This window comes from Bdellovibrio sp. HCB290, assembly GCF_047305925.1.
Lineage (GTDB): Bacteria > Bdellovibrionota > Bdellovibrionia > Bdellovibrionales > Bdellovibrionaceae > Bdellovibrio.
On record NZ_CP178620.1, the window covers coordinates 2564462 to 2586745 of the forward strand.

Consider the following 22284-nt stretch of genomic DNA (forward strand, 5'->3'; position numbering starts at 1 on the left):
AACACTTGCCCGCTACCTTAATGATATAACAAGGCGGGCATTATGCTTTTCAGGTCACTCATTGCGACGATACTACTTACGGCACTTCCCTCGTGGGCTCAAATGATGGGCGCTTCCATGATGGGAACCGGCTACTGGGGAGCTAACCAAGGCTGCTCATATCCGCAAGCCCCTACTCAGGCGATGAATACAGAGTCCGACGAAATTCAGGAACTAAAAACTGAAATTGCCGAGGTAAAACAGGAAATTTCTGAAAAGAAAAGTGAAAAGAAAAAGTTCGATCGCGAAGCATCCCGCGCCAAATCAGATATTAAGAATAATATCTCAGAGGAATACGCAGATTTTCTGCTGGCTCACATGGACAGCTCCCGCCGCTGTTCAGAATATGACAACTTCAATCAAGCCGATGATGGCAGTAGTGTTGTAACCGCTGATATTGATGAACCTGATTCTGACTTTCCTGAACCACCTGAAGGTGGGCAACCTCCGGCAGATTTTAAACCTCCCCAAGGTTCAAAACGCCCGCCTATGTCCCGAAAAAAACCTGCCGCATACGGTGCCAACGCAGACATGACTGAAATCCAGGGCTTTTCCCTGCAGGAATGGCAGAACTATTGCGATGCCCGTACTCCGGGTGCGGTATTCAGCGCTGTCTGCGACAACGCGAACTTCAGATCAAATGGCTCGCGCACCAACTCTTCGACCTGCAGAAATGCTATTAGCACCTATCGCACCAACTCCCAGAAGTCCGCGCAGCTTCAAACCGACATCGAAAGTCTTACGCGAAAAATTGAGAGCCTGCAGGACGACATCAAAGACGTCAGAGAAACGGAAGGAACGGTTTGTATAAGTTGTATGGCTAAGAACAATAGCTACAGCTATCAACAGCCGCAATCGGACACTCTGGGACTGGTCACCAATGTGGTGATGGGTGCTGCGTCTATGTATGGAAGCTACAAAACCAACGAAATGATCACGGATCGCAACGCCAGCCTGGGTTATCCGACTCAATCTAGTTACGGTTATCCATTCATGGCGCAGGGAATGTATGGTGCTTTGAGCGGCGGAACAGCACAGGCTGGTTTCGGTTGCGGGAACTCGATGTCGGGATTTAACAACATGGGAGGAATGAACTCCATGTACGGTATGATGGGATCGTCGCCGATGATGGGAATGAGTGGCGGCATTTACACTAACATGGGATCGCCTTATGGGATGTATGGTGGAAGTTCAATGACCGGACTGAATCCATCGCTGATGTATGGAATGAATGGCATGGGCAATGCTTATGGCATGGGTAATATGTATGGCATGAACAACTCCTATGGAATGGGCAACATGTATGGGATGTCCAATCCGTATGGCATGAGCAACATGTATGGCACTTCGAACCCATATGGCATGAACAGCATGTATGGAATGAGCAACCCATATGGAATGAACACAATGTATGGAGCCAACTCTCAATACTCCATGATGGGAATGCAGCAACAGATGTCATTGTTGAACTATCAAATGAATATGCTGCAAAACTACAACGGGGCTTATACCGGTACGGGTCTTTATAATACCGGCACTACAAGTTACATTTCACCGACGGGCCTGACTTCGGCGACAACAACAATGCCCGGCGGAGTCATACTGGGTACATCGACTACATATACTTCACCTTACACCAACACTTACAACAGCAGCGTCACGATCCCAGGCATGGTCCCCGCCCCGACCGATACGACGATATATAGCAATGGAACCACGCTGGGAGTTGGCACTGGTCGATAAAGACGAGGGGAATAGTTCTTCCCCTTTCTCCAAAAAAAATTCCGCTACGGGTGTGAGTTCTTAAACCATTTTCTCAAATGAAGCAGAATTAGAACTATTCAGCCTGCGCAATTGACAACCCAATGACTACGCACGATGTTGACTTTATACTTGTAATAAAATTTCACTTGTTGAGTTTTTTTAAGTTCATAAATCAATTCGATTCAACGAAACTATCTTTCATGCGCCCGATGGCTTACCCCTTGATCATTCTCGGTGTCGAGGCGTTTAAAGCGTAACAAGCACTGTTCTTGCCTACTTTTCTATTGCAAGTAATCCCGCGAAAAACCTCGAAATTCTATTTGAAAAAGCCGTGTTATGTTACCTCAAATTCCGCTACGGAGGTAAAAATGAACAACTCAAAATTGAATATTGGCCACTTGTCGAATACAGATTTGCTTACTCGCTTTGGGAAGCTGGTTCAAACTGAACGCAAGATTACACACTTGGTTTTGGAGTGTATCGCTGAGATCGATGCACGTAAACTCTATTTGGATAAAGCTTACTCCAGTCTTTACGAGTTTCTAGTTCAAGAGTTCGGCTATAGTTCCTCCGCAGCTCTAAGAAGAATTGAATCTGCGAGACTTTTGCGTGAAGTTCCTGAACTGGCGGAAAAGATTGAAAGTGGTGCCATAAATCTGTCGCAACTATCCAAAGTGCAGCAGGCCGTTAGAGCTGTACAGAAAATTGAAGATCGTAAAATTGATCTGGAAGAGAAAAAAGAACTTCTAAACCGTATCGAACATACGACCCAGCAACAAACTGAAGTTATTCTGTGTCAGGCTTTATCTTTGCCGGTGCTTGAGGAGAATAAGGAAAGAATTCACCGGGATGAGTCGGTCACCTTGACGATCACACTAAGTAAAGAACAAATGGCTATCCTGAAGCAGGCTCAAGATCTGATCGCTCATGCTTTGCCAAAACAGAATTGGGCTGATGCAATTACCTATTTGGCAAAAAAGGAAATCCAACGCCGAACTAAATTGAAAGAATCAAGAATACCAACACCCGTAGCGGGTGCTGCGCCTAAAGCAAATACCAATAACATTCCAACCAACACTCAATTCTTAGGGGACGCCGATCGAAAAACACTGCGCACATCAGTGAAAAAGACTCTACTGAATCAACATCGATGTTGCCAATTCAAAGATCGTGATAGCGGCAAGATCTGCGGCAGCACGCGTTTCCTGCAAGTGGATCACAGACAGGCAGTTTGGGCTGGAGGTACAAATGATATTCAAAACTTGCAAATCCTTTGTGCGCAACACAACCAGCACAAATACAGACAGGAAAGCTTTATCGTTTAAAGTTTGCTAAGTAGTTCAGTATTTAAGCTGATTGAAAAATACTGAACAGAAAATACACCCGTTACGGAGGTATTCCTTTTGGGCTTTTGATTCAGATTAAAAAACAAAACCCACAACTATTTTGAAGTTGTGGGTCGTAGTACGGGTTGTTGCTCGTATAATTTAAGCTTCAGAGACTAGAATGATTGAGTACGGGAAACGCCACAGCGGTTGAAGGCTTGTACTGTGAAGGTCTGTGAAGTCCAGTTGCTTGGCCATGAAGAACCTGCCAGACAGTTATAAGCGACGCCGCCAATACTGCATGACATATTTCCTACACCTGCGCCGTTATCAAAGATATACAACGCCGTTGATGAAGGTGCTGCTTTATTCAATGAATACGTTGGAGCTGAGTTTTGTTTCAATGCACAAACTTCAGATACGTAATCGGATTGATAAGGATTGCTGACCGAAGGACGCAAGCTGATCTTTATGCCATTTCCGTCCAGGTATGTTTTCGTATTTGGGTTATATAAATAAATACGCAGGTCTCTTTGAGTGCTCAAATCAGATTTTACTTGAAGTGACACATAGAAGTAATTTCCACTTTGCGTGATGGTACCAATATATGCTGCTGTCACGGATGTATCGTAAATCACCCAGTAATAGCTGCTAAGGTCGCTTAGATTTGCAGGCTTAGAAATCTTAAGTGAGATATTTTGTCCCGCAGTCAAAACCACAGGGCTGCCATTTGATGGATAGTAAATATCCCCTTGAAGGCCGTCAGATGCCACGGTGTTGCTGGATCCATCTTCCGCTGCTCCCGGCGCACAGTTTTGAAAACTGACTGCAACTGCAGCCAAAGCCACCACTGTACCACCTGCTACCAGAATTTTTTTAAACGACTTCATATGTTCAATCCCCTGTACTGCACTAACGTCATCGGCTAATTTTGGGAATTTCCTAAATAAAAAAGGTTATTTCTTGCAAATTCCATCAGCACTCGCTGTCTCGAATTGAGACCTGTTAGCCGCGCAAATCAAAAAAACTTTCCATCTCCACGGTCCTTCAACATTCCCCCTCTAGCATTAAACCATGGGGCCCAAGTTGAGGGACTTGGATTAAGCCCCCTGCTTTACAAACTCAAAAAGGAGATACCCATGAAAGTTTCCAAAAAGTTTCTACTAACAGCTGTTTCCATCGTTTCCTTGCATACAGCCTCTGTGGCCCTGGCGGAACAGTCCGAAAGACACCGCGGCCCAAGTCCTGAACAGCGCGAAGCCTTTAGGGAGTGCTCTGAATCAGCTGGTATGGAGCGCCCTGAACCGGGTCAAAGACCCACAGCTCCTACTGAAGAGCAAAGAACAGTGATGGATGCCTGTTTGAAAGAAAAAGGATTCGAACCACCATCACACTTCGGTCGCCCTGGTGGTGGTGAAAGACCTCCACGGGAAGCAGCGGGAGTTCAATAATTAATTTTGTTAATTCGAAGCTATAGAATCAAAGATCCAGTTTAAACGACTGGATCTTTTTTTTATCCACATCCGCTACGGGTGTGCCAGTGCACAAGGAATATTTTCTATTTTGCGCCTGTAAAACGAAGTCCCCAGGAAGTAATCGTTGCAGCGGATCCCCCACTTACAACCTTCAGCGTCCAAAGGCCCGTGGATCTTTCTTGATAAAAGGCATTCGTCAGGAATATTTCATTGGAATAGTTATCCAACTCTCTTAGCGAGTTGTGCATATTGACCACAATACTGCGCATGCCAGAGGGAGATGTCAGTTCAATCGCCAAATCAGAGATATCAGTGCTTGTAACTTCCAGTCTTATTTGAACTGATTCAATTTTTACGTCTTGGTTGCTACTTGCCGCAATCGTGACTGAAGAGGTCTCTCCTACTGCACTGCTTGCAGGGACAGCCAAATTCAAACCAGTAAAATTCGCCCAGGCGCTTTCAAAATAGGTTCCCAGCGGGTATGTATAGTTCTTGGCCATTGCAACGGCAGCGTCGACATTTACTTTTCCAAATCCATACCAGTTATGAAACTTGAAGCCCGCACTATTGGTCTTCCATGGGAGTTCCCAAGAATATCCCGTGGGAATAGTCACGTAAGTTGCTCTAGGATGGGCAATTGATCCCGTAGTGACGTAATCCATCGGATCCGCGGTCTTCGCCAGTATGTATTTAACATCCCGCCAAGTCAGATTTGGATTCGTCTCTAACATCAAAGCTGCTACACCAGAAACCGTCGGTGCCGCTGAAGAAGTACCATTGAAGGTCGCTGTGTAGTTGCAATTTGTATTCGGGGAAGACCCATTTTCAAACGGAACCGTGTTAGAAGCTCCCGTATAAGAGAATCCATTCCCACACCCTGTTCGGTCCGTTGTAACCATAGCAGGATTGGTATAACCAAACTCACCGCCAAAACCGGAAATCCACAAATTGGCTCCTGGTGATGAATAACTAGCAGCAATCCCCTTGGCATTCAAAGCGCCAACTATAATCTGATATGGATTAGTATTATCACCGTCAAAGTTTGCATTACCGATGCATGTGCTAGCATTATCCAAACCGTCGTAGGCTGTATCATTACATTCAGAATAAAAGGAATTTCCAGCAGCTTTCACCAAGATTGCACCCTTGTTGCTACGGTAATTGGTCACAGCATAATGCAACTGAGATTCATAGGCCGTCACGATCACAGGCTTTTTATTCTGCTCAACGCCCCAGCTCATATTTAGAATGTCAAAATCAGTTCCGGTCGCCTGATCGACCAGCATCGCATCAGACTCAGTAACTCTGCAGCTTAATAGATTGGCGATGGCCAGCTGTGCTTTAGGTGCCACACCACGCGAACCCACACCATTCCCACCGGCTGCTGCAATCAGACCCGCTACAGCTGTGCCGTGATCATCATATGCTGCCAGTGCTGGATTCGCATTGGGACAATTACTCGGCGGAGCATTTGCTGCAACCCACACGCTAGCATTCGGAGTCGGCGTGGCACTCAAGGAATAATCCCGAGACCGCAAAGCCACCGTTTGAAAATTAGATTTCAAATCTTCATGGGTATTTTCCAAACCGTCATCGGAAACACGGACCTTGATACCATTGCCAAGAATCCCCGCGGACCAAGTGGCACGCAGATTTAAATCCACACCACTAGTCCCGCCATTTCGCGAAACACCCGACTGACCGCAGTTAGCCAGATGCCAGGCATAGGAAAACAAAGGATCCCCGCCATCATTGAAACAAGTGTCAGCAAGTTCAAATCCACTGCCATTACAGTTCACCAGCAGCAGGCTTAAGCTGGCACTGCAAAAAGTAAGCATTAACGCTGATAAGATCTTTTTAGTTCTTAACACGGTTACGACTCACAATTTCCAGTTCCACTCGTTCAACACGCGGATCTTTTTTAAGAACATTCACCAGTTTGCTTAGATTGAAATTTTGCAGTGACGAAGTCACAAACACAGTGCGCAGATGATCAAAGCGATTCAGCAAAGCCAAACCGTATTCTTTTTGAATTTTCTCTAAAAGGGCGAAGTTCTTTAAAACCAAAATTACCCGGCCAGGAACAACCCCCACCGTGCCTTGGTTTTCATCAAATACGACTATAGGATTTTTAAGTGAAAAGTTACGGTCGTCTCCAAGGCCTTTTGTATCTTTCACGATCACGTAACCAGCACTTCGCCCCACCACTTCACCATCGCCATCATAATCCACGGCTGGTACAGCGCTGACCCCCGACCAAACCTTCCACGCAGTTTCCCTGAATAACAAACTATTGCGCAGTTCAGAAGCCTGGGGACGCACGAACTCTGCTTTCGCCTGTCTGTGCGCCATTGCCTCTGGATCAATTTCTCGCCCTTGCATTTGCTGAACTGGAGAACTCTCCGGCGATGATGCCGCAACTACTTTTGGTGCTGCAACCGGTGCTGCAGCTTTCTCTGCTGAATTTGCATTCACATTCGTATTTTGATCAAGGTTGGATAACTTTTCAGTTTGAGCCGTCAGCGACTTAGTCGTGTTGCCAGCCAGGGTCGATACGCCCTCACGCTGACCTTCCCTAAACAGAAAGGCCGCAGCGATTGCGATACCAAGAATAATAAGACCCTTTTTCATAGGGTTCTTATCGGTATAACCAATTGAATACTCGAATTAATTATTCTTTTTCATGACCCCGACCAGCTGACTGACCCGAGTCATTAAGTTACCTAAATTACGTTTCTCATCGCTTGAAAACTGGGACCACAGTTGACTGATATTTTCGTTATAGACCGGCAGGACTTTGTTCATAAGTTCCAGTCCAGCATCTGATAAAACAATGCTATAGGAGCGACTGTCACCAGGCTTCTGGCGAGCCTGTATCCAACCGACCTGTTTCAGGTTCGAGATTATCGCCGAAATCGTGGCGTTGGTAACACCCACGGCTTTGGCAGTCTCTGTGGGCGTCATGCCATCCTGACTATTATAAAGTAGGTTCAGGATAATAAATCGCGTGGTGGTTAATTTGTACTCCTGAAAGAATTCCTCCAGTGCCGTCTCAAAATCAATCGTCAGTTTACTTAGTAGGACATGTAGCTGCATTTCCTCAGTCATATGATTGTCTCCCCGACTGCTTCATACAAATCATACTAGTCCCTAAATGTTGCCTGATTGTGGAATATTGCTCCCTAACAACTGTCTAACATTTTCCGTCTCTTTCTCGCGCTGCCCCGTATTGATACACTCAGATCCATTTAAAGCCGGGAACCAGAGAGCACACGATGGCATGAACCTTGAGTATTACCCAAGTGAGACGTTTTTTTTAAACAAAGAGGGATGATATGAAAACGAAAACAATTCTTACGGTTCTTTTGATGGGAATGACTCTATTTCTGGCAAATTGTTCTAAGAGCAATTCAAGCGGGTCATCAAACACGGCAGCAAACTCCTGCGGTACTGGCTATGCTTATGTGACAAACAAAGGCTGCTTACCAACGGCACAATGTACACAGATGGGTTATGCTTCAAACTTTGGATATGATTATTCAACAAATTCGTGTGTGGCCGGAACTATGGGTGGCTACAATAACTCCACAGGCACTCCGACTTGTAATGGTCAAAGTGGCTATGTCTTGGTAAACGGTACTTGCCTGCCAGAGGCCGGTTGTACTCAATACCGCGGCCAAAACGGCATTCCATTCTATGGTTACAAAATCAACTCTATGAACCAATGGGCATGCTATCCACAAAACTACCAAGGTCAGTGGTATAACTAACTACACGCTGACACGAACAAAGTCAGCGGTTCCCCTCAAACCTAAAACTTTGGCCGACCTCACAGGGTCGGCCGTGTCATTTTAAGCTCCGATCCCGCCGAATCTTATAGACCACCAAATAAGCCACGATCAAAATATTCACGATGGTGATCAGAACCTTCCACCACTCGAACCCTTCAATCAGTTTTTCGATTTCAAATGGCAAGTACACTCCGCCCGAAATTATCGCAAACCACTCGGCCCAAACCCGCTCGTTCCAAAGACCGTAGGCTTCAATAAATCTGAGGGCGGAATAAAACACCGCTAAAAATGCCACCTGCCGAATTTCATGACTATGAGTTTTTAGGGCCGAGAAAATAGATTTATAAAGATGATTGTGTTCGACCCCTAAATAGTGCGCGACCTGAACACCGACAGATTGAATGTCCTGCCCCATCAAACTTAGAAGTCCGATGCTTAACAACAATACTACAATTCCTTTGATCGCCTCTAATGTTGCAATGAACCGAATTCCACCCATACTCATCACGCTGCCTGCTGCCACCGAGTTTGACAAGTACGAAGGATGTTTTGCTTTTGCCGCGTAACAAACTTGTCCGACAATCTGGAATGCCGAACGAAGAAAGAGTGCGCAGTTCCCGGTCACTTTGTATATTTATAACATGGATACAGAAGCACTCGCCGTACTCAATTTCTGGTTTGAAGAAACGAATCCCGAACTGTGGTTTGCAAAAAACCCTGAGTTCGACTTGCAGGTTCGTCAGAAGTTTTTAGGAACTTATAAAAAGGTCGAGCGATGCGAAACCTTTAACTGGCGCTTTCATCCGCGAGGAAGACTTGCCGAGATTCTGGTCCTGGATCAATTCTCGCGCAATATCTTCAGAGACACTCCCCAGGCCTTTAAGAACGACAGCCTGGCTTTGGCATTGGCACAATCTGCGGTCGCCGCCAAGGATGATCAAAAACTAAAACTGAATGAACGGGCCTTTATCTACATGCCCTACATGCATAGCGAATCAGATATTATCCATGAGGAAGCAGTTCGCCTGTTCTCTCAGCAAGGATTGGAACGGTCACTGGAGTTTGAACTGGCGCATAAAATTTTGATTGATCGTTTTGGCAGGTATCCCTACCGCAATGAAATTCTTGGCAGGACTTCCACCCGCCAAGAATTGGATTTTTTGAAAACGCCTGGATCCAGCTTTTAGAATGTCCTTAAGCTGCTTTTCTACCGACGACTTCGACAGCGATATTGTTCACCATCATTTCCAGGTTGTTTGCCTGAGCTGACATTTCTTCAGATGTCGCAGCTGTTTCTTCGGCTGCAGCCGAGAAAGCCTGCGTCTGGCGCTCCAGACTTTCCATGGACTTGTAGATCGACTGAATACCTTCGGTTTGGTCGCGTGTGGTATCTGCAATCTCTCTGTTTAAAATGCTGACTTTTTTGACTGAGCTGACGATCTGGTTCAGCACCTCGTCACTCTTTTTGGCCAAATCCAAAGACACCCGTGTTTGATTGACGTTGCTGGTAACCACAGACTTCACTTCTTTTGCCGCTTCAGCGGATTTCAATGAAAGTGTCCTAACCGCATCTGCCACAACTGCAAATCCTCGTCCTTGTTCGCCGGCGCGAGCCGCTTCTACTGCTGCATTCAGTGCAAGCAAGTTCGTTTGAAAGGCAATGTCGTCAATGATATCCATCGCCGAAGCGATTTCATTTGAGATTTTGGACATTGTATCAATGGAATCCATCAAACGACGGATTTCATCCGCCCCCGTTGCTGCACCTTGCTCGGAACTTAAAGCCAGACTTGCAGCCTGATTAGCTCTTTCTTGATTCGCTCCGACCACTTCACTCAGTGAACGAACGGCACCCAATGTATCTTCGATTTTTGCAGCCGATTCAACGGACCCCTGCGCCACATTTTGCCCTGCACTGGACAGCATGCTGGACGCTTCCTTCACCTGCTTACTGGCATCACTCGTATCCGTCACCGTACGACTTAAGAAGTTCATCAGTTTATTTGAGAACATCGCAAATACGGCAAATGCCAGGACAGAAGCTAGGCCGAAACCAATCATAACCTTCATACGAACAGCCGCGACCATAGTTTCCACGTCATCCACGTAGACACCCGTTCCCACGACCCATTTCCATGGTTTAAATTGTCTGACGAAACTAATTTTAGGCACAGGACTTGGCGACCCCGGCTTCGGCCACATGTAATTGACATAACCCTCAGCGGCTGGTGTTTGCGCCATCAAGGCAAACTCACGAAACAGATGAACACCGTTCGGGTCTTTGATCCCACCAGCGTCTTTTCCGTTCAGTTCGGGCTTAATCGGATGCATCAAAACGTTCGGAGCAAAGTCATTCACCCAAAAATACTCACTGCCAGCATATCGATAGGTGGAGATCGCCGCTAGAGCCAAAGTTTGCGCTTCTTCCTCTGTGATCTTCTTTTCTTCAAATTGCTTGTAGTATCTTTCGATCGTGTTGGACGCCAGGTCCACCGTATTTCGCAACATCACCTTGCGATCTTCATACATATTGTCGCGAACCATTGGCATTAAATAGAAAAGGACAATTGCCCACAACGGCACAAGTGCCGCGACTAATAATGCCAAAGTTTTATAGCGATAACTCCGCCCCTGCCATACACGTACATTCATTTCAGCCTCCAAATGACTTTGAAGGCATCGGGTGTTTCCACCCCAGGCTTAACGCAATTGCCTCAGACATGAGAGTCGTTACATATTACCGGTTCATTTTTGGACAATAGTTTTGTAGTGTTAGTACAAATGAAGGGATCAAATAATGCCACACCTCAGATTTCGCGGACTCAACCAGAATCACGTAGCTAAACTCAGTCAAACACTGCCTACAGAGTTGGCTCCAGCAATGGCAACCGGCGAAGACAACTTTTCTTTTGAATACATCCACGCAGATTTTTTCAACAAAGGTCAAAGTGGCGGAGCATATCCTTTTGTGGAAGTTTTGTGGTTTCAAAGATCACAAGATATCCAAGATCGAAGTGCAAAGATCATTACAGATCATGTAAAGGCACTTTGTCCTCAAGACGACATTGCTGTGATTTTTGTTTCCCTTGAGAAATCGGCCTACTACGAGAACGGAAGTCATTTCTAATCTCTCATGAATCTTTCTTAATTTGATAAACCTTACCGCTCTTCAATAAAGTCTGGTCCTTAAAACTTAGGTAATAAAGGTCGGCTTATGAGCGTTAAAATTCCTCTAACGCCCATTCCTGTTTTGAATTTTGTCTCCGGCAAATTCAAAGCGGGGACGGGAAACAAAACTTCCATACATTCCCCTCACAATGGTGCTTTGATTGGTGAAATTCACCAGTCCACTCCAGCAGACATTGAAAATGCCGTTCATGCGGCCACTATCGCACAGAAAGAATGGGCCGCAACTCCGATAAAAGAACGCACGAAAGTTCTATTTCAGCTGCGGCAAATTCTTTTGCGGGACCTCGATGAAATTGCTCATTTGAAAAGTTCTGAATCCGGAAAGACATTTCAGGAAGGCAAAGCCGGCTTACTAAAGGGCATCGAAGTTCTTGAGTTTGCGACTTCACTTCAAAACCTGGACACCGGTGGAAAACTTGAAGTTTCCCGTGGAGTCAGTTGTGAATACCGCCGTTCTCCGTTGGGAGTCGTCGCAAGCATCACTCCTTTTAATTTTCCTGCGATGGTGCCCTTTTGGACGATCCCGACGGCTTTGGCCCTGGGCAACGCCTACATTTGGAAACCATCTGAAAAAACCCCACTGACTTCCATGAAAATCGCGGCAGCTTTGCAAGAGGCCGGTCTTCCTGATGGCGTGTTTCAAGTCCTTCAGGGCGAAGCCTCGGTTGCTCAGGCGCTGCTTGATCACAAAGAAATCAAAGCCCTCTCCTTTGTTGGCTCAACTCCGGTTGCCCGTGCCGTTTACGAGCGCGGCACCCAAGCCGGCAAACGAGTTCTGGCTCTTGGTGGCGCAAAAAATCACATTGTACTTTTACCAGATGCAAATCCTGATATCGCCGGCACTGGAATTAGTGATTCATTCACGGGATGTGCTGGACAGCGCTGCATGGCTGCAGCAGTTCTTTTGGCCGTGGGAAATGTCGAACTTCACATTCGAAAAATCATTGCCCGCGCAGAATCCCTGGAACTGGGTAAAGACATGGGCGCCATCATCAGTGCCAAACAAGTTTCGTTCTTGCACGAACAAATTGAAAAAGCCGTCACGGAGGGAGCAACACTTCTGCTGGACGGACGCAATGCAAAACCGCCTCCCGGAATGGAAAAAGGCAACTGGATTGGCCCCACTATTTTGGATCATGTCTCCCCTTCCCAGGACATTTCCAAACTGGAACTTTTCGGCCCGGTTCTTTGTATCATTCGCTGCAAGGATATTTCTGAAGCCATGAAAGTCGAAAATGCCTCTGAGATGGGTAATGCCTGCGCGGTATTTACGTCTTCCGGCGCTCTGGCAGAAAAAGTGATTTCTTTGGCCAGTACAGGAATGGTTGGCGTTAACGTTGGAGTCCCCGTGCCCCGTGAGCCGTTTTCTTTCGGTGGCATCAACCAGTCCAAATTCGGTCACGGTGATATCACCGGCACTTCTTCCCTGGATTTTTGGTCAAATTTAAAAAAGGTCACAGTCAAATGGGACCAACAACATGACAACAATTGGATGTCCTAAATGAATGAACTGAAAAGATCACCTCACGTCGTTTTAACTTCCCATTCCAGCCACGTCTTTAAGGAAAGTCTGCCCATCAACTGGGGAGCAAAAACCCCCATGGAGCGCGGGCCGGTTATCGGTTCATTGACTGACTCAAAAAAACGCAACGCCATCGGTACTCACAGCGGCAGTTACACGGTATACCGTGCGCTTTCAGTCGCTCAGGGGCGCTACTCCACGGCTCATCGACCCGATCTGAATAACACAGAAAGTCCAGTAAAAATTGGACCATTCCCCTCGTGGTTTGAAGAAGACAAAATCGTGTCGCTGGACCCCTGGGGTTTTGACGTTCCTACGCACTTCCATGAAGCCTATGCCTGTGGTTACGACGTGCGTCCTACGATCGCTGTAACCCAAGCTCGTTTACAAATTCCCGAAATCACCGAAGCCCTTGAAAAAGGTCGTTTGAAAATTGACGGAAAAATAATCACCGAAAACAAAGACGTCCGAGTCACAAAAGTCGCCATTGAACCAGTCTGGCATTTGCCAGGAATTGCCAAGCGTCTTGGAGTAGACGAAGGGGATCTTCGCAAGATCCTTTTCCAGGAAACCGGTGGAATGTTCCCGGAACTAGTGACTCGTCCTGATTTAAAAGTGATGTTACCACCTATTGGATCAACCACAGTTTACATTTTTGGAGATCCGGCAGATCTGGCAAATCCCACGATTGAGCTGACGTGCCGAGTGCATGACGAATGCAATGGTTCTGATGTGTTTGGATCAGACATCTGCACTTGCCGCCCTTATTTAATTTACGGAATCGAAGATGCAGCACGGACCGCACAGCGAGGCGGAGTCGGAATTATCGCATACTATCGCAAAGAAGGCCGAGCCTTGGGTGAAGTGACGAAGTTCCTGGTTTATAACGCCAGAAAACGCCAGGCCGGCGGAGACTCTGCCGCAACTTACTTCCACCGCACAGAATGTGTGGCCGGCGTGGAAGATGCGCGCTTCCAGGAGCTGATGCCTGATATTTTGAACTTCTTTGGAATTACAAAGATTCACAATCTGCATTCCATGAGCAATATGAAATACGATGCCATCGTAAAGAGTGGCATCACGGTCGTGAATCGCATCTCGATTCCCGACTATCTGATTCCCGCAGATGCCCAGGTAGAAATCGAAGCGAAGAAAGCGGCCGGCTACTTCAATCCCGGCTCACAAAAATCTGCACAGGAATTGGCAATGGTGCAAGGACGAGGTATCGATGAGCAACGTTAGTTCCGCATTGGACAATATAGACTTTCTACTTTCCCCGCAGGCTGTGCGCCACAGTGCAGAGCACATTCTGGAATTAACACAAAGGGATCAAACACATTTCAACTATCACCCGGAAAAACTGCCAGGTGTGGTTAACTATGTTCTGCAAGTGATTCGGGAAAATTATCCCGAGCTGAATATTCCTTTTCATTCCCGCTGGGGGCATTTCAAAGCCGGTCACGTGGATCGCACGGCATGGTTGCGGAAACGCATCCAGCATCTTGATCCCATGGAACAGGCGCGAATCAAATTCGACCTGGTCATACCTTCGGTATTACTGGATGCAGGTGCAGGAAACATTTGGTCTTTTAAAGAAGAAAGCACTGGAAAGATCTTTCAGCGATCCGAAGGCTTGGGTATCGCAAGCTATTATCTGTTCATCATCGGATATCTTTCCGACGACTTGGATGAGCCTTTGCAATCCACGGATCTGGGCCTGCGCACTTTAAGTCGCGAAGCGCTGTGCAAAATATTTCAAGTGAGCACCAGAAACCCCTTGGTAGGCGTCGATGGACGTCTCGCACTTCTGCATAATCTTGGAAAGGCCGTTTCTGAAAAAAGAGATATCTTTCCACTGGGCCGCCCTGGAAGCATGGTGGACTATCTTTACGCCAGATATGGAAAGACTGTCACCGGTCCCCAGTTGTTGCGCGCAGTTCTTGACGGCCTTGGCGATATTTGGCCGGGACGCATTCAAGTGAACGGAACTAATCTGGGAGACACCTGGCAGTACTCGAAAATCCCTGGTGGAATGGCTTCATTCCACAAGCTTTCGCAGTGGATGACTTACTCACTGATGGAGCCACTGATTGAAGCTGGCTTTGAATTGACGGAAGTCGATCAACTGACGGGTCTGGCAGAATATCGCAACGGCGGCCTGCTGTTAGATCGAGGGTTGATTTCTTTGAAAGACCCAAAAATAGCTGAGCAGGTGCACACACCTGATTCCGAACTTATCATCGAATGGCGCGGGTTGACTGTGAGTCTTTTGGACCGGATTGGCAATGCTGTTCAGCGGGAGCTTAGAAAAAGCTCCGAGGAGTTTCCGCTTGCCAAAGTCCTTGAGGGTGGAACCTGGTGGGCCGGCCGCAAAGCCGCCAAAGATCTGCGAGCGGATGGTTCACCTCCCCTGCGCATTCAAAGTGATGGAACTGTTTTTTAAAAAATATACTTTAAGGATTAACAAATGCACGCACGATTCAAAGTCATCAATCACCCGCTCCTTCGTCACAAGTTGGGCTATCTTCGCGATCGCAACACCTACTCCCACGATTTCCGTGAACTAGTGAAGGAAGTGACCAAAATTCTGGTCTATGAAGCCATGAAGGACTGGTCCCACATGGAAAAGGTCAGCATTGAAACGCCAATGGCACAGGCCACGGCTTATCGTATCAGCAACCCGCCTATCGTGGTCTCTGTTATGCGAGCCGGAAATGGAATGCTCGATGCCGCATTATCGATGCTGCCTTTTGCGAGCACCGGCTTTATCGGTATTTACCGCGACAAGTTCATCAACAACACCGTTGAATACTATTTCAAGATGCCGCCAGAAGTTCTGGGCCGAGAAGTGCTGCTGTGCGACCCTTTGATTGCGACAGCGGATACGATTATCGCCTGCATTGACCGCCTGAAAAGCTACGGCGTCGGCAAAATCAAGGTTTTGTCCATCCTGGTCAGTGAAAAAGGGCTTCAAAAGATCCAACATTTTCACCCAGATGTCGAAATTTTGACTTTGGATATTGAAACCGAGATGAATGATATGGGATATTTGATTCCAGGTTTGGGCGATGCCGGAGACAGACTTTTTCAAACCAAGTAGGTGGGTATGAATTCACAACGACCTCATATAATTGGCGTGGCTGGTGGCAGCGGCTCGGGTAAAACCTATTTTGCCCGCGAGTTGCAAAACCTATTGGGCAAAGACCACTGTAGTATTCTTTATCAGGATAACTACTATCACGATCAATCTGCTCGCTTTGATGGCGACGGGGGATCGGTAAACTTTGATCACCCTGACAGCCTGGATTTCCCATTACTTGCCCAGGGACTGCGCACGCTGAAACAAGGCAAGACTCTATCCGTCCCTATTTACGACTTTGTCACTCACACCCGCAAGTCGGAAACTGAAAGTAAACCTCCCACACGCATTGTACTTGTTGATGGGATTTTGATTCTCCACTCTCCTGAAGTGCGTGCCGAGTTGGATGAGGCGATCTACTTCGACACTCCCGAGTTCATTCGTTTTGAAAGACGACTGCAGCGCGATGTTCAAGAACGCGGCCGCACACCTGAGGGCGTGCATAAGCAGTTCGACTTGCAAGTGCGTCCCATGCACAATATGTTTGTAGAGCCGTCAAAGCTTCACGCCCATCGAATCGTTAAAGATCACGAGGACTATCACCGGGCCTTGGCGCAAATTCGGCTGCACTTAGCGACTAAATTCAATCTCTGAAAGGACTTCAGACCATGACTTCGCAAAATGAAATGTCTCGCACTTTAGGTTTTATCCCCGTTTTGTCGTTGGTTGTGGGTACAATATTAGGCACTGGCGTGTTTTTAAAAGCCGCCATCATGTCTCAATACCTAGGTTCTTCCACTTGGGTCCTGATTGCTTATGCGGTTGCGGGTCTGCTTTCCTTGGCGGGCGCACTCACATACGCTGAAATTGGAATCCTGTTCCCACGTGCTGGCGGTGAGTACATTTATTTGAAGGAAGCCTTCGGCGAAATGCCCGCTTACCTTTATGGCTGGCAACGATTTTGGGTTAGCGCCCCGGGTACCATCGCGGCCTACGCCGTGGGAACTGCTACCTTTGCGGCTCCAATCATGAATCTGGAATGGCTGGGCGGACAAAAAGGTTTTGCGATTGCGCTGATCCTGGTGTTTTCGGCATTGAACTGCATGAATGTACAACTGAATGGTCGCTTGCAAAGTTTTATGACGTTCCTAAAAGTTGCGATGCTGTTCTTTATTATCGGTGGCGTTTTGTTCTTTGCTTCCAATGGCACAAACCAAAATATCGTCGCCTCTGGATCTGCTTTCCCAGGATTCAGCGCTTTTGGGGCTGCTCTGCTTGCCGCCCTTTGGGCTTACGATGGCTGGAACAATATGCCCATGGTAGCTGGCGAAATCAAAAATCCATCGCGTAACATTCCATGGGCTCTTGGCTTGGGAGTTTTAGGGATTCTGGGATTGTACTGTGTTATCCATTATTGCTATTTCTATGCGCTGCCGTTTGGTGAAGTGCTAAATGCGAATTCTAAAAACAATCCTCAAGCCCTTCCCGTGGCAGCGAAAGTCGCTGAAACCTTCATGGGTCCATCTGGAATCTTGTTCTTAGGTATTGCGATGATGTTTTCGGCGATCGGTGCGATGAATGGCTCCATTCTGACGAATGCGCGCGTGCCTTATGCGATGGCCAAGGATGGATTGTTTTTGCCGTCGTTGGCGAAGCTGCACCCTAAATCTCAATCGCCTTATATGGCGATTATTGTACAAGCTGTGTTTTCCGTGATTTTGGCCTTGTCAGGATCCTTTGATCAACTGACTGATTATGTGGTTTTCGCATCTTGGATTTTTTATGCGTTAGTGACAGCATCGGTGTTTAAATTCAGAAAGACCATGCCGCTGGCGCCGCGCCCATATAAAACTCTGGGCTACCCGATCATCCCGGTTGTATTTCTGATTCTGGCAGTTCTACTTTTGATCAATACTCTTTGGACAAGCCCACAGGAAAGTCTATGGGGCTTGGTCATTATTATGGTGGGAGCTCCGGTTTACTACATCCAAAAAAAATTTTCCACCGCGGCCCCTCAAGCAGCAACGGAATAGGTAAATTCTAAATCCCTACTCCTCTGAATTTGACTCTGGCTCTGGCTGATTTCTCATGTGATCGGCCAGATTCAAAAGCGAATGCAAAAGATCGCTTCGCATCGGCTCTTCAATGCCGACGTCTTCAAACGCATGCACCATGCAAAGCATCCATTGATCTCTCTCTGATTTTCCGATTTTAAAAGGGAAGTGACGCATTTTAAGACGTGGATGTCCAAAGCGTTCCTGAAATAAGTTCGGTCCACCCAACCACCCCGACAAAAACATAAACAGCTTTTCTTCAGCTCCCCGAAGATTTTCATTATGCATTTCCAGGATGCCGCGAGCTTCCGGCAAAGTAGCCATGATTTCGTAAAAGCGCTGGCATATCTTTCTGACTACAGGCTCTCCACCAATTAGCTCATACATCTTTTTTTCTTCAGACATAGCCTCACCGCACTCCTTAAGGATTTGGCGGTGAAGCTACTATTTTAAAACAATGGACGCAACTAGTTCATCACTTGAATTTCAGCCGTTGCTTCTACGGTTTGTCCGTCGCTCATATGACCGTAAACAGTCAGGTATCCCGATTTAGCCATCTGGCCAAAGGGAACAGCGCCGCATTTCATGTTGCAGAATGTCTGCGCTCTCTGCCCCGGTTGGATATTTGTCGCAAGTCCCAATTCACGCAATACCTGGCCCGTGTAAGAACAAACATAGCCTGTGTCACCTGTGGTAAAGGTCAAACGCGTTGGATAAAAGTTTTGACCTGAATTGTTTGTCACATAAAGTTCAGAAATGCTGACATGGGGAGCCGATAAATCTGAAGTACGTCCTGCATTCATAGCTGTGCAGCTCGTACCACGCCCTGGAATAGGATAAAGGTGATTATTAGTTTCAAGAGTGATTGTGCCCGCATTCACCTGGGCAGCAGCTGTCAAAGTCGCGATTAGTACCAAAATATTTTTCATAAAATCTCCTTTGCCCCAATTAACCGTTCACTCTGTTAAACTGCAAGCTTCGATCAACGCGCCATTTTTACAATCGTGAAAGAATATTGTGTTGCTCATCAATCCGTAATGTTCGACATTAGATTTATGAGCACTGAAAATAAATGCCCCCAATGTGGTTCCGAGAATATTTATGAAGACGGCAATCTTTGGATTTGCCCTGAATGCACCCACGAATGGAGTGCCCACAGTGCGGCAGCGGCTGATACAGAAGCGCCTGCAGATAACGTAATTAAAGATGCCAATGGCAATATTCTTCAGGATGGCGACACTGTTGTGGTCGTTAAAGACCTCAAGATCAAAGGTTCATCATCTGTAGTGAAAGTCGGCACCAAGGTTAAAAATATTCGTTTGCAAGAAGGCGGCGATGGTCACGACATTTCATGCAAGATTGATGGATTTGGCGCGATGAATTTAAAGTCAGAGTTTGTTAAGAAAGCTTAGATGACTGGTTTGACCAGTCATCTACTGTTATTCTGATTTTTTAGTCACGCCATTCATGTTGAATAGGCCTTTTTCATTAAATGGCAGTTTAATACCTGAAACCTTGGCTTCACCGGTAATCTCATAGCCAACATCCTGACCACTCAGCACCTTGGTAATTCCGCCGACGGCTTTTAGAAAATTCACCGGCAGAGGTAACTCCACCTGGGCGGATTGCCCTGCGGGAATTTTGATCTGTTTATCAGAGCGTGCTTTTGCAAACTCCTTTTGATCCAGTTGAATTTCGTAGCTCAGCTCCTCAACATTCAAATCAATCTTGTTGGGATTTTTCACATTTAATACGAAAACCATCGTAGTTGAAAGCGGTGTGGTATTTTCAAAATGAATATTGGCGAGATCGATTTCGGGCTTTTGCCCATAGCGATCTTTAAAGAAACTGCAACCGCCAATGAATACAACTACAACCAACAGAGCGAATGTTCTCATCTTGCACCTCTTAACCACCCTGTCAGCTCGGGATGCCAGAGTCAAGATGCACCAAGGGAGCCCAAGTCCTTCAGTTCTGGAATCGGCTCCCTCGGCGGGACTGCATGGCGCTACATTTCAAGTAGCTAGGTCGCAGCCCCTAAAATACATCTTCATCATCGTTCATACTGCTCCCAGATTTTCTGGAAGAGTTTAAATTACTGCTACCTTTTTTCACATCAGTGCGTGATTCACGCTCTGGTCGGTCAGTTCTTTCATTGCCAACTTTTTTATCTGACCGGAAGGAGCTGTCTCGTTCGCTTCGGTTTGACTCACGACTGCTGCTTGCTTGTTTATTCTCGCGGGTTGCCATAACTGCCTCCTCATATCGTGCAACTTCATTTTACGCCCATTTGCACATACCGAAGCATCCAGCTCGACAATGGTGGTGTAAATCCGTTATTTCGCCTCGGCAAATCAGAATTTCATCGCATCCATATCTGAGTAAAAACAAACTCTTTGCCTATGCGAAAAGAGTAAAATCAAAACGAGGTGTTTATGGAACAATCAAAAATTGCAAATGCAACTGAAAGCAATTGGCATTCTATCAAGTCCGCCGTGCACCGCCGCTGGGATGAAATTTCGGACGAAGAACTGGAGTCCCTAGAGCAGAGTGCGGAAAAAGTCATAGATCTCTTAGCCGATAGATATCACATTTCACCGAAAGACGCCGAAGAACGCCTGCACGCCGCTGTATTAGAAGAAGAAAACCGGAGTCACGCCATCAGTGAAGTTCAAGCGGCCGAAATGCGCTTTGAAAGTGACGGCGGCCGAGTCGTTCCTTCCTTTCAGGACTTTCACGAAGCACATGATATTTATCGCGCACGAGTTTACCCAGAGAACCCGCACTAAATAAAAAAGCGGAGTCTCCTCCGCTTTTCTTTCTTAAAATTTAATTTCCAGGTTTAACCAAAAAGTTTTTTCCCGCCACTGACTTTCAGGCCTTTTTCCTTGGCAATTTCGCGCAGAAGCTTCTCTTCTTCCTTACCCAGTTTATCCGGGAACTCGACGCTGACGTGATAGTAAATATCACCGCGACGGCTGCCACGCAGTGATGGCAACCCCTCACCTGAAAGCTTCACGTTATCGCCGTTTTCGCAGCCCTTTGGAATTTCCACATGGGCTTTGCCAGCGACAGTCGGCACTTCCACTTCCCCGCCCAGAAGCATCTGGATGTAAGGAACTGAAATTTCTCCGATCAAATCATCACCGCGACGTTCGAACTTATTGTGCGGCTTTACGCGAATTTCAACATAAAGATCACCAGGCTGACCGCCCATGTAACCACCCTCACCTTCAGTCGCCACGCGCAGTCTTGTGCCTGTGTCGACTCCTGGGGGAATGTTCAAGCGAATTTTTTTATGAACGCTTGTGCGCCCTTTGCCTTTGCATGGTTTGCACGGATTTTTGACGACAGTCCCTTGTCCATGACAGGTTGGGCACGTCGAAGCCATCGCGAAAAATCCTTGAGAACGCACAACCTGACCTGAACCACCACAAGTGTGGCAGGTTTCAGCGTGGGAACCTTTTTCTGCTCCCGAACCGTTGCACACTTTGCAGTTTTCATCAGTATCGAACTCAACTTCTTTTTCAAGACCCGTAATCACGTCTTTAAGGCTGATCTCAGTCACATAGCGAAGGTCTGCGCCACGACGGGGTTCATTGCGGTTGCGACGTTGCTGACGTTGCCCGCCACCACCGAATAAGTCTCCGAAAATATCACCGAAGTGCGAGAAAATATCTTCCGCATCGGTGAAGCCACCGCCACCACCACGGCCCGTGAACGCATCGTGACCGAAACGATCATATTGAGCACGCTTTTGCTGATCACTGAGGACTTCATAGGCACCAGCGGCCTCTTTAAATTTTTCTTCCGCTTCTTTGTCGCCGGGATTTTTATCCGGATGAAACTGCATCGCTAGTTTGCGATATGCTTTTTTAATAGTGTCTTGATCGGCGCCTTTTGCGACACCTAGAATTTCGTAAAAATCTCGTTTGGCCATGACTCGTCCATTTTCAACATTATGCGCTATGTTTTAACGATTAAAAATATGGTGCTTTGTTAGGATTCGTCAAACGCGGAATGCAAAAAAAGAGGAATTATTGAAT

General features: G+C 46.8%; 25 protein-coding genes. 14 read left to right on the forward strand and 11 right to left on the reverse strand.

What is annotated here, in order from left to right; all coding sequences use genetic code 11:
• Positions 1 to 42 precede the first annotated feature (42 nt).
• Together ACLVWU_RS12610 and ACLVWU_RS12615 are read left to right on the forward strand one after the other, a co-directional pair.
• Complete coding sequence (locus ACLVWU_RS12610) at positions 43 to 1782, forward strand: hypothetical protein (RefSeq protein WP_413575107.1); 1740 nt, start codon at positions 43 to 45, stop codon at positions 1780 to 1782.
• Between the two features lie 389 nt (positions 1783 to 2171).
• Positions 2172 to 3128 carry an HNH endonuclease gene (locus ACLVWU_RS12615; protein WP_413575108.1) on the forward strand — a complete coding sequence of 319 codons (957 nt, stop codon included), beginning with the start codon at positions 2172 to 2174 and terminating at the stop codon, positions 3126 to 3128.
• 176 nt (positions 3129 to 3304) lie between these two features.
• On the opposite strand, the gene ACLVWU_RS12620 is transcribed toward ACLVWU_RS12615, so the two are convergent.
• Positions 3305 to 4018: a hypothetical protein gene (locus tag ACLVWU_RS12620; RefSeq protein ID WP_413575109.1), complete on the reverse strand. Its 714-nt coding sequence runs from the start codon at positions 4016 to 4018 to the stop codon at positions 3305 to 3307.
• Positions 4019 to 4267: 249 nt separating this feature from the next.
• Here ACLVWU_RS12620 and ACLVWU_RS12625 point away from each other — a divergent pair, with 249 nt between their 5' ends.
• Positions 4268 to 4579, forward strand: coding sequence for a hypothetical protein (locus ACLVWU_RS12625; protein ID WP_413575110.1), 312 nt, complete (start codon positions 4268 to 4270; stop codon positions 4577 to 4579).
• Between the two features lie 107 nt (positions 4580 to 4686).
• Here the strand turns inward: ACLVWU_RS12625 and ACLVWU_RS12630 are convergent, their stop codons facing one another.
• The 3 genes from ACLVWU_RS12630 to ACLVWU_RS12640 are packed head-to-tail and all read right to left on the reverse strand — an operon-like array spanning position 4687 to position 7711.
• Positions 4687 to 6441 (reverse strand): S8 family serine peptidase, encoded by a 1755-nt coding sequence (locus tag ACLVWU_RS12630; RefSeq protein WP_413575111.1) that lies wholly within the window; start codon positions 6439 to 6441, stop codon positions 4687 to 4689.
• A 19-nt stretch (positions 6442 to 6460) separates the two neighbouring features.
• On the reverse strand, positions 6461 to 7234 hold the full coding sequence (locus tag ACLVWU_RS12635; protein WP_413575112.1) for a hypothetical protein: 774 nt from the start codon (positions 7232 to 7234) through the stop codon (positions 6461 to 6463).
• A gap of 36 nt (positions 7235 to 7270) precedes the next feature.
• A complete protein-coding gene (locus ACLVWU_RS12640; RefSeq protein WP_413575113.1) occupies positions 7271 to 7711 on the reverse strand; it encodes a MarR family winged helix-turn-helix transcriptional regulator in 441 nt (146 codons plus the stop codon).
• Between the two features lie 227 nt (positions 7712 to 7938).
• Here ACLVWU_RS12640 and ACLVWU_RS12645 point away from each other — a divergent pair, with 227 nt between their 5' ends.
• Positions 7939 to 8373, forward strand: a complete 435-nt coding sequence (locus ACLVWU_RS12645) for a hypothetical protein (RefSeq protein WP_413575114.1) — start codon at positions 7939 to 7941, stop codon at positions 8371 to 8373.
• A 76-nt stretch (positions 8374 to 8449) separates the two neighbouring features.
• Here the strand turns inward: ACLVWU_RS12645 and ACLVWU_RS12650 are convergent, their stop codons facing one another.
• On the reverse strand, positions 8450 to 9019 hold the full coding sequence (locus tag ACLVWU_RS12650; protein WP_413575115.1) for a DUF2127 domain-containing protein: 570 nt from the start codon (positions 9017 to 9019) through the stop codon (positions 8450 to 8452).
• Between the two features lie 16 nt (positions 9020 to 9035).
• On the opposite strand from ACLVWU_RS12650, the gene ACLVWU_RS12655 reads away from it, so the two are divergent.
• Positions 9036 to 9581, forward strand: coding sequence for a DUF924 family protein (locus ACLVWU_RS12655; protein ID WP_413575116.1), 546 nt, complete (start codon positions 9036 to 9038; stop codon positions 9579 to 9581).
• Between the two features lie 7 nt (positions 9582 to 9588).
• Here the strand turns inward: ACLVWU_RS12655 and ACLVWU_RS12660 are convergent, their stop codons facing one another.
• Positions 9589 to 11046, reverse strand: coding sequence for a methyl-accepting chemotaxis protein (locus tag ACLVWU_RS12660; protein ID WP_413575117.1), 1458 nt, complete (start codon positions 11044 to 11046; stop codon positions 9589 to 9591).
• A 145-nt stretch (positions 11047 to 11191) separates the two neighbouring features.
• Between ACLVWU_RS12660 and ACLVWU_RS12665 the strand changes: the two genes are divergently transcribed.
• From ACLVWU_RS12665 to ACLVWU_RS12695, 7 genes are all read left to right on the forward strand, one after another.
• Positions 11192 to 11521, forward strand: coding sequence for a DUF1904 domain-containing protein (locus ACLVWU_RS12665; RefSeq protein ID WP_413575119.1), 330 nt, complete (start codon positions 11192 to 11194; stop codon positions 11519 to 11521).
• Between the two features lie 87 nt (positions 11522 to 11608).
• Positions 11609 to 13084: an aldehyde dehydrogenase family protein gene (locus tag ACLVWU_RS12670; RefSeq protein WP_413575121.1), complete on the forward strand. Its 1476-nt coding sequence runs from the start codon at positions 11609 to 11611 to the stop codon at positions 13082 to 13084.
• Positions 13085 to 14347: a GTP cyclohydrolase II gene (locus ACLVWU_RS12675; RefSeq protein WP_413575124.1), complete on the forward strand. Its 1263-nt coding sequence runs from the start codon at positions 13085 to 13087 to the stop codon at positions 14345 to 14347.
• Positions 14334 to 15548, forward strand: coding sequence for a URC4/urg3 family protein (locus ACLVWU_RS12680; RefSeq protein WP_413575125.1), 1215 nt, complete (start codon positions 14334 to 14336; stop codon positions 15546 to 15548). Before ACLVWU_RS12675 ends, ACLVWU_RS12680 begins: the two co-directional genes overlap by 14 nt.
• 24 nt (positions 15549 to 15572) lie before the next feature.
• The gene (gene upp / locus ACLVWU_RS12685; RefSeq protein ID WP_413575127.1) at positions 15573 to 16205 is read left to right on the forward strand and encodes a uracil phosphoribosyltransferase; all 633 of its coding nucleotides are present in this window, start codon (positions 15573 to 15575) and stop codon (positions 16203 to 16205) included.
• Positions 16206 to 16211: 6 nt separating this feature from the next.
• Positions 16212 to 16838, forward strand: a complete 627-nt coding sequence (udk, locus tag ACLVWU_RS12690) for a uridine kinase (protein ID WP_413575128.1) — start codon at positions 16212 to 16214, stop codon at positions 16836 to 16838.
• Positions 16839 to 16852: 14 nt separating this feature from the next.
• Positions 16853 to 18217, forward strand: a complete 1365-nt coding sequence (locus ACLVWU_RS12695) for an APC family permease (protein ID WP_413575129.1) — start codon at positions 16853 to 16855, stop codon at positions 18215 to 18217.
• Positions 18218 to 18232: 15 nt separating this feature from the next.
• Here ACLVWU_RS12695 and ACLVWU_RS12700 read toward each other — a convergent pair whose 3' ends face one another.
• Both ACLVWU_RS12700 and ACLVWU_RS12705 read right to left on the reverse strand, forming a co-directional pair.
• Complete coding sequence (locus tag ACLVWU_RS12700; protein ID WP_413575130.1) at positions 18233 to 18643, reverse strand: group II truncated hemoglobin; 411 nt, start codon at positions 18641 to 18643, stop codon at positions 18233 to 18235.
• 62 nt (positions 18644 to 18705) lie between these two features.
• A complete protein-coding gene (locus tag ACLVWU_RS12705; protein ID WP_413575132.1) occupies positions 18706 to 19167 on the reverse strand; it encodes a hypothetical protein in 462 nt (153 codons plus the stop codon).
• 126 nt (positions 19168 to 19293) lie between these two features.
• Here ACLVWU_RS12705 and ACLVWU_RS12710 point away from each other — a divergent pair, with 126 nt between their 5' ends.
• On the forward strand, positions 19294 to 19650 hold the full coding sequence (locus ACLVWU_RS12710) for a zinc ribbon domain-containing protein YjdM (RefSeq protein ID WP_413575133.1): 357 nt from the start codon (positions 19294 to 19296) through the stop codon (positions 19648 to 19650).
• A gap of 27 nt (positions 19651 to 19677) precedes the next feature.
• Here ACLVWU_RS12710 and ACLVWU_RS12715 read toward each other — a convergent pair whose 3' ends face one another.
• Positions 19678 to 20136, reverse strand: a complete 459-nt coding sequence (locus ACLVWU_RS12715) for an LEA type 2 family protein (RefSeq protein ID WP_413575134.1) — start codon at positions 20134 to 20136, stop codon at positions 19678 to 19680.
• 139 nt (positions 20137 to 20275) lie between these two features.
• On the reverse strand, positions 20276 to 20488 hold the full coding sequence (locus ACLVWU_RS12720) for a hypothetical protein (RefSeq protein WP_413575136.1): 213 nt from the start codon (positions 20486 to 20488) through the stop codon (positions 20276 to 20278).
• 185 nt (positions 20489 to 20673) lie between these two features.
• Between ACLVWU_RS12720 and ACLVWU_RS12725 the strand changes: the two genes are divergently transcribed.
• A complete protein-coding gene (locus ACLVWU_RS12725) occupies positions 20674 to 21027 on the forward strand; it encodes a hypothetical protein (protein WP_413575138.1) in 354 nt (117 codons plus the stop codon).
• Between the two features lie 53 nt (positions 21028 to 21080).
• Here ACLVWU_RS12725 and dnaJ read toward each other — a convergent pair whose 3' ends face one another.
• Positions 21081 to 22178, reverse strand: coding sequence for a molecular chaperone DnaJ (gene dnaJ, locus ACLVWU_RS12730; protein WP_413575139.1), 1098 nt, complete (start codon positions 22176 to 22178; stop codon positions 21081 to 21083).
• Positions 22179 to 22284: the final 106 nt, after the last annotated feature.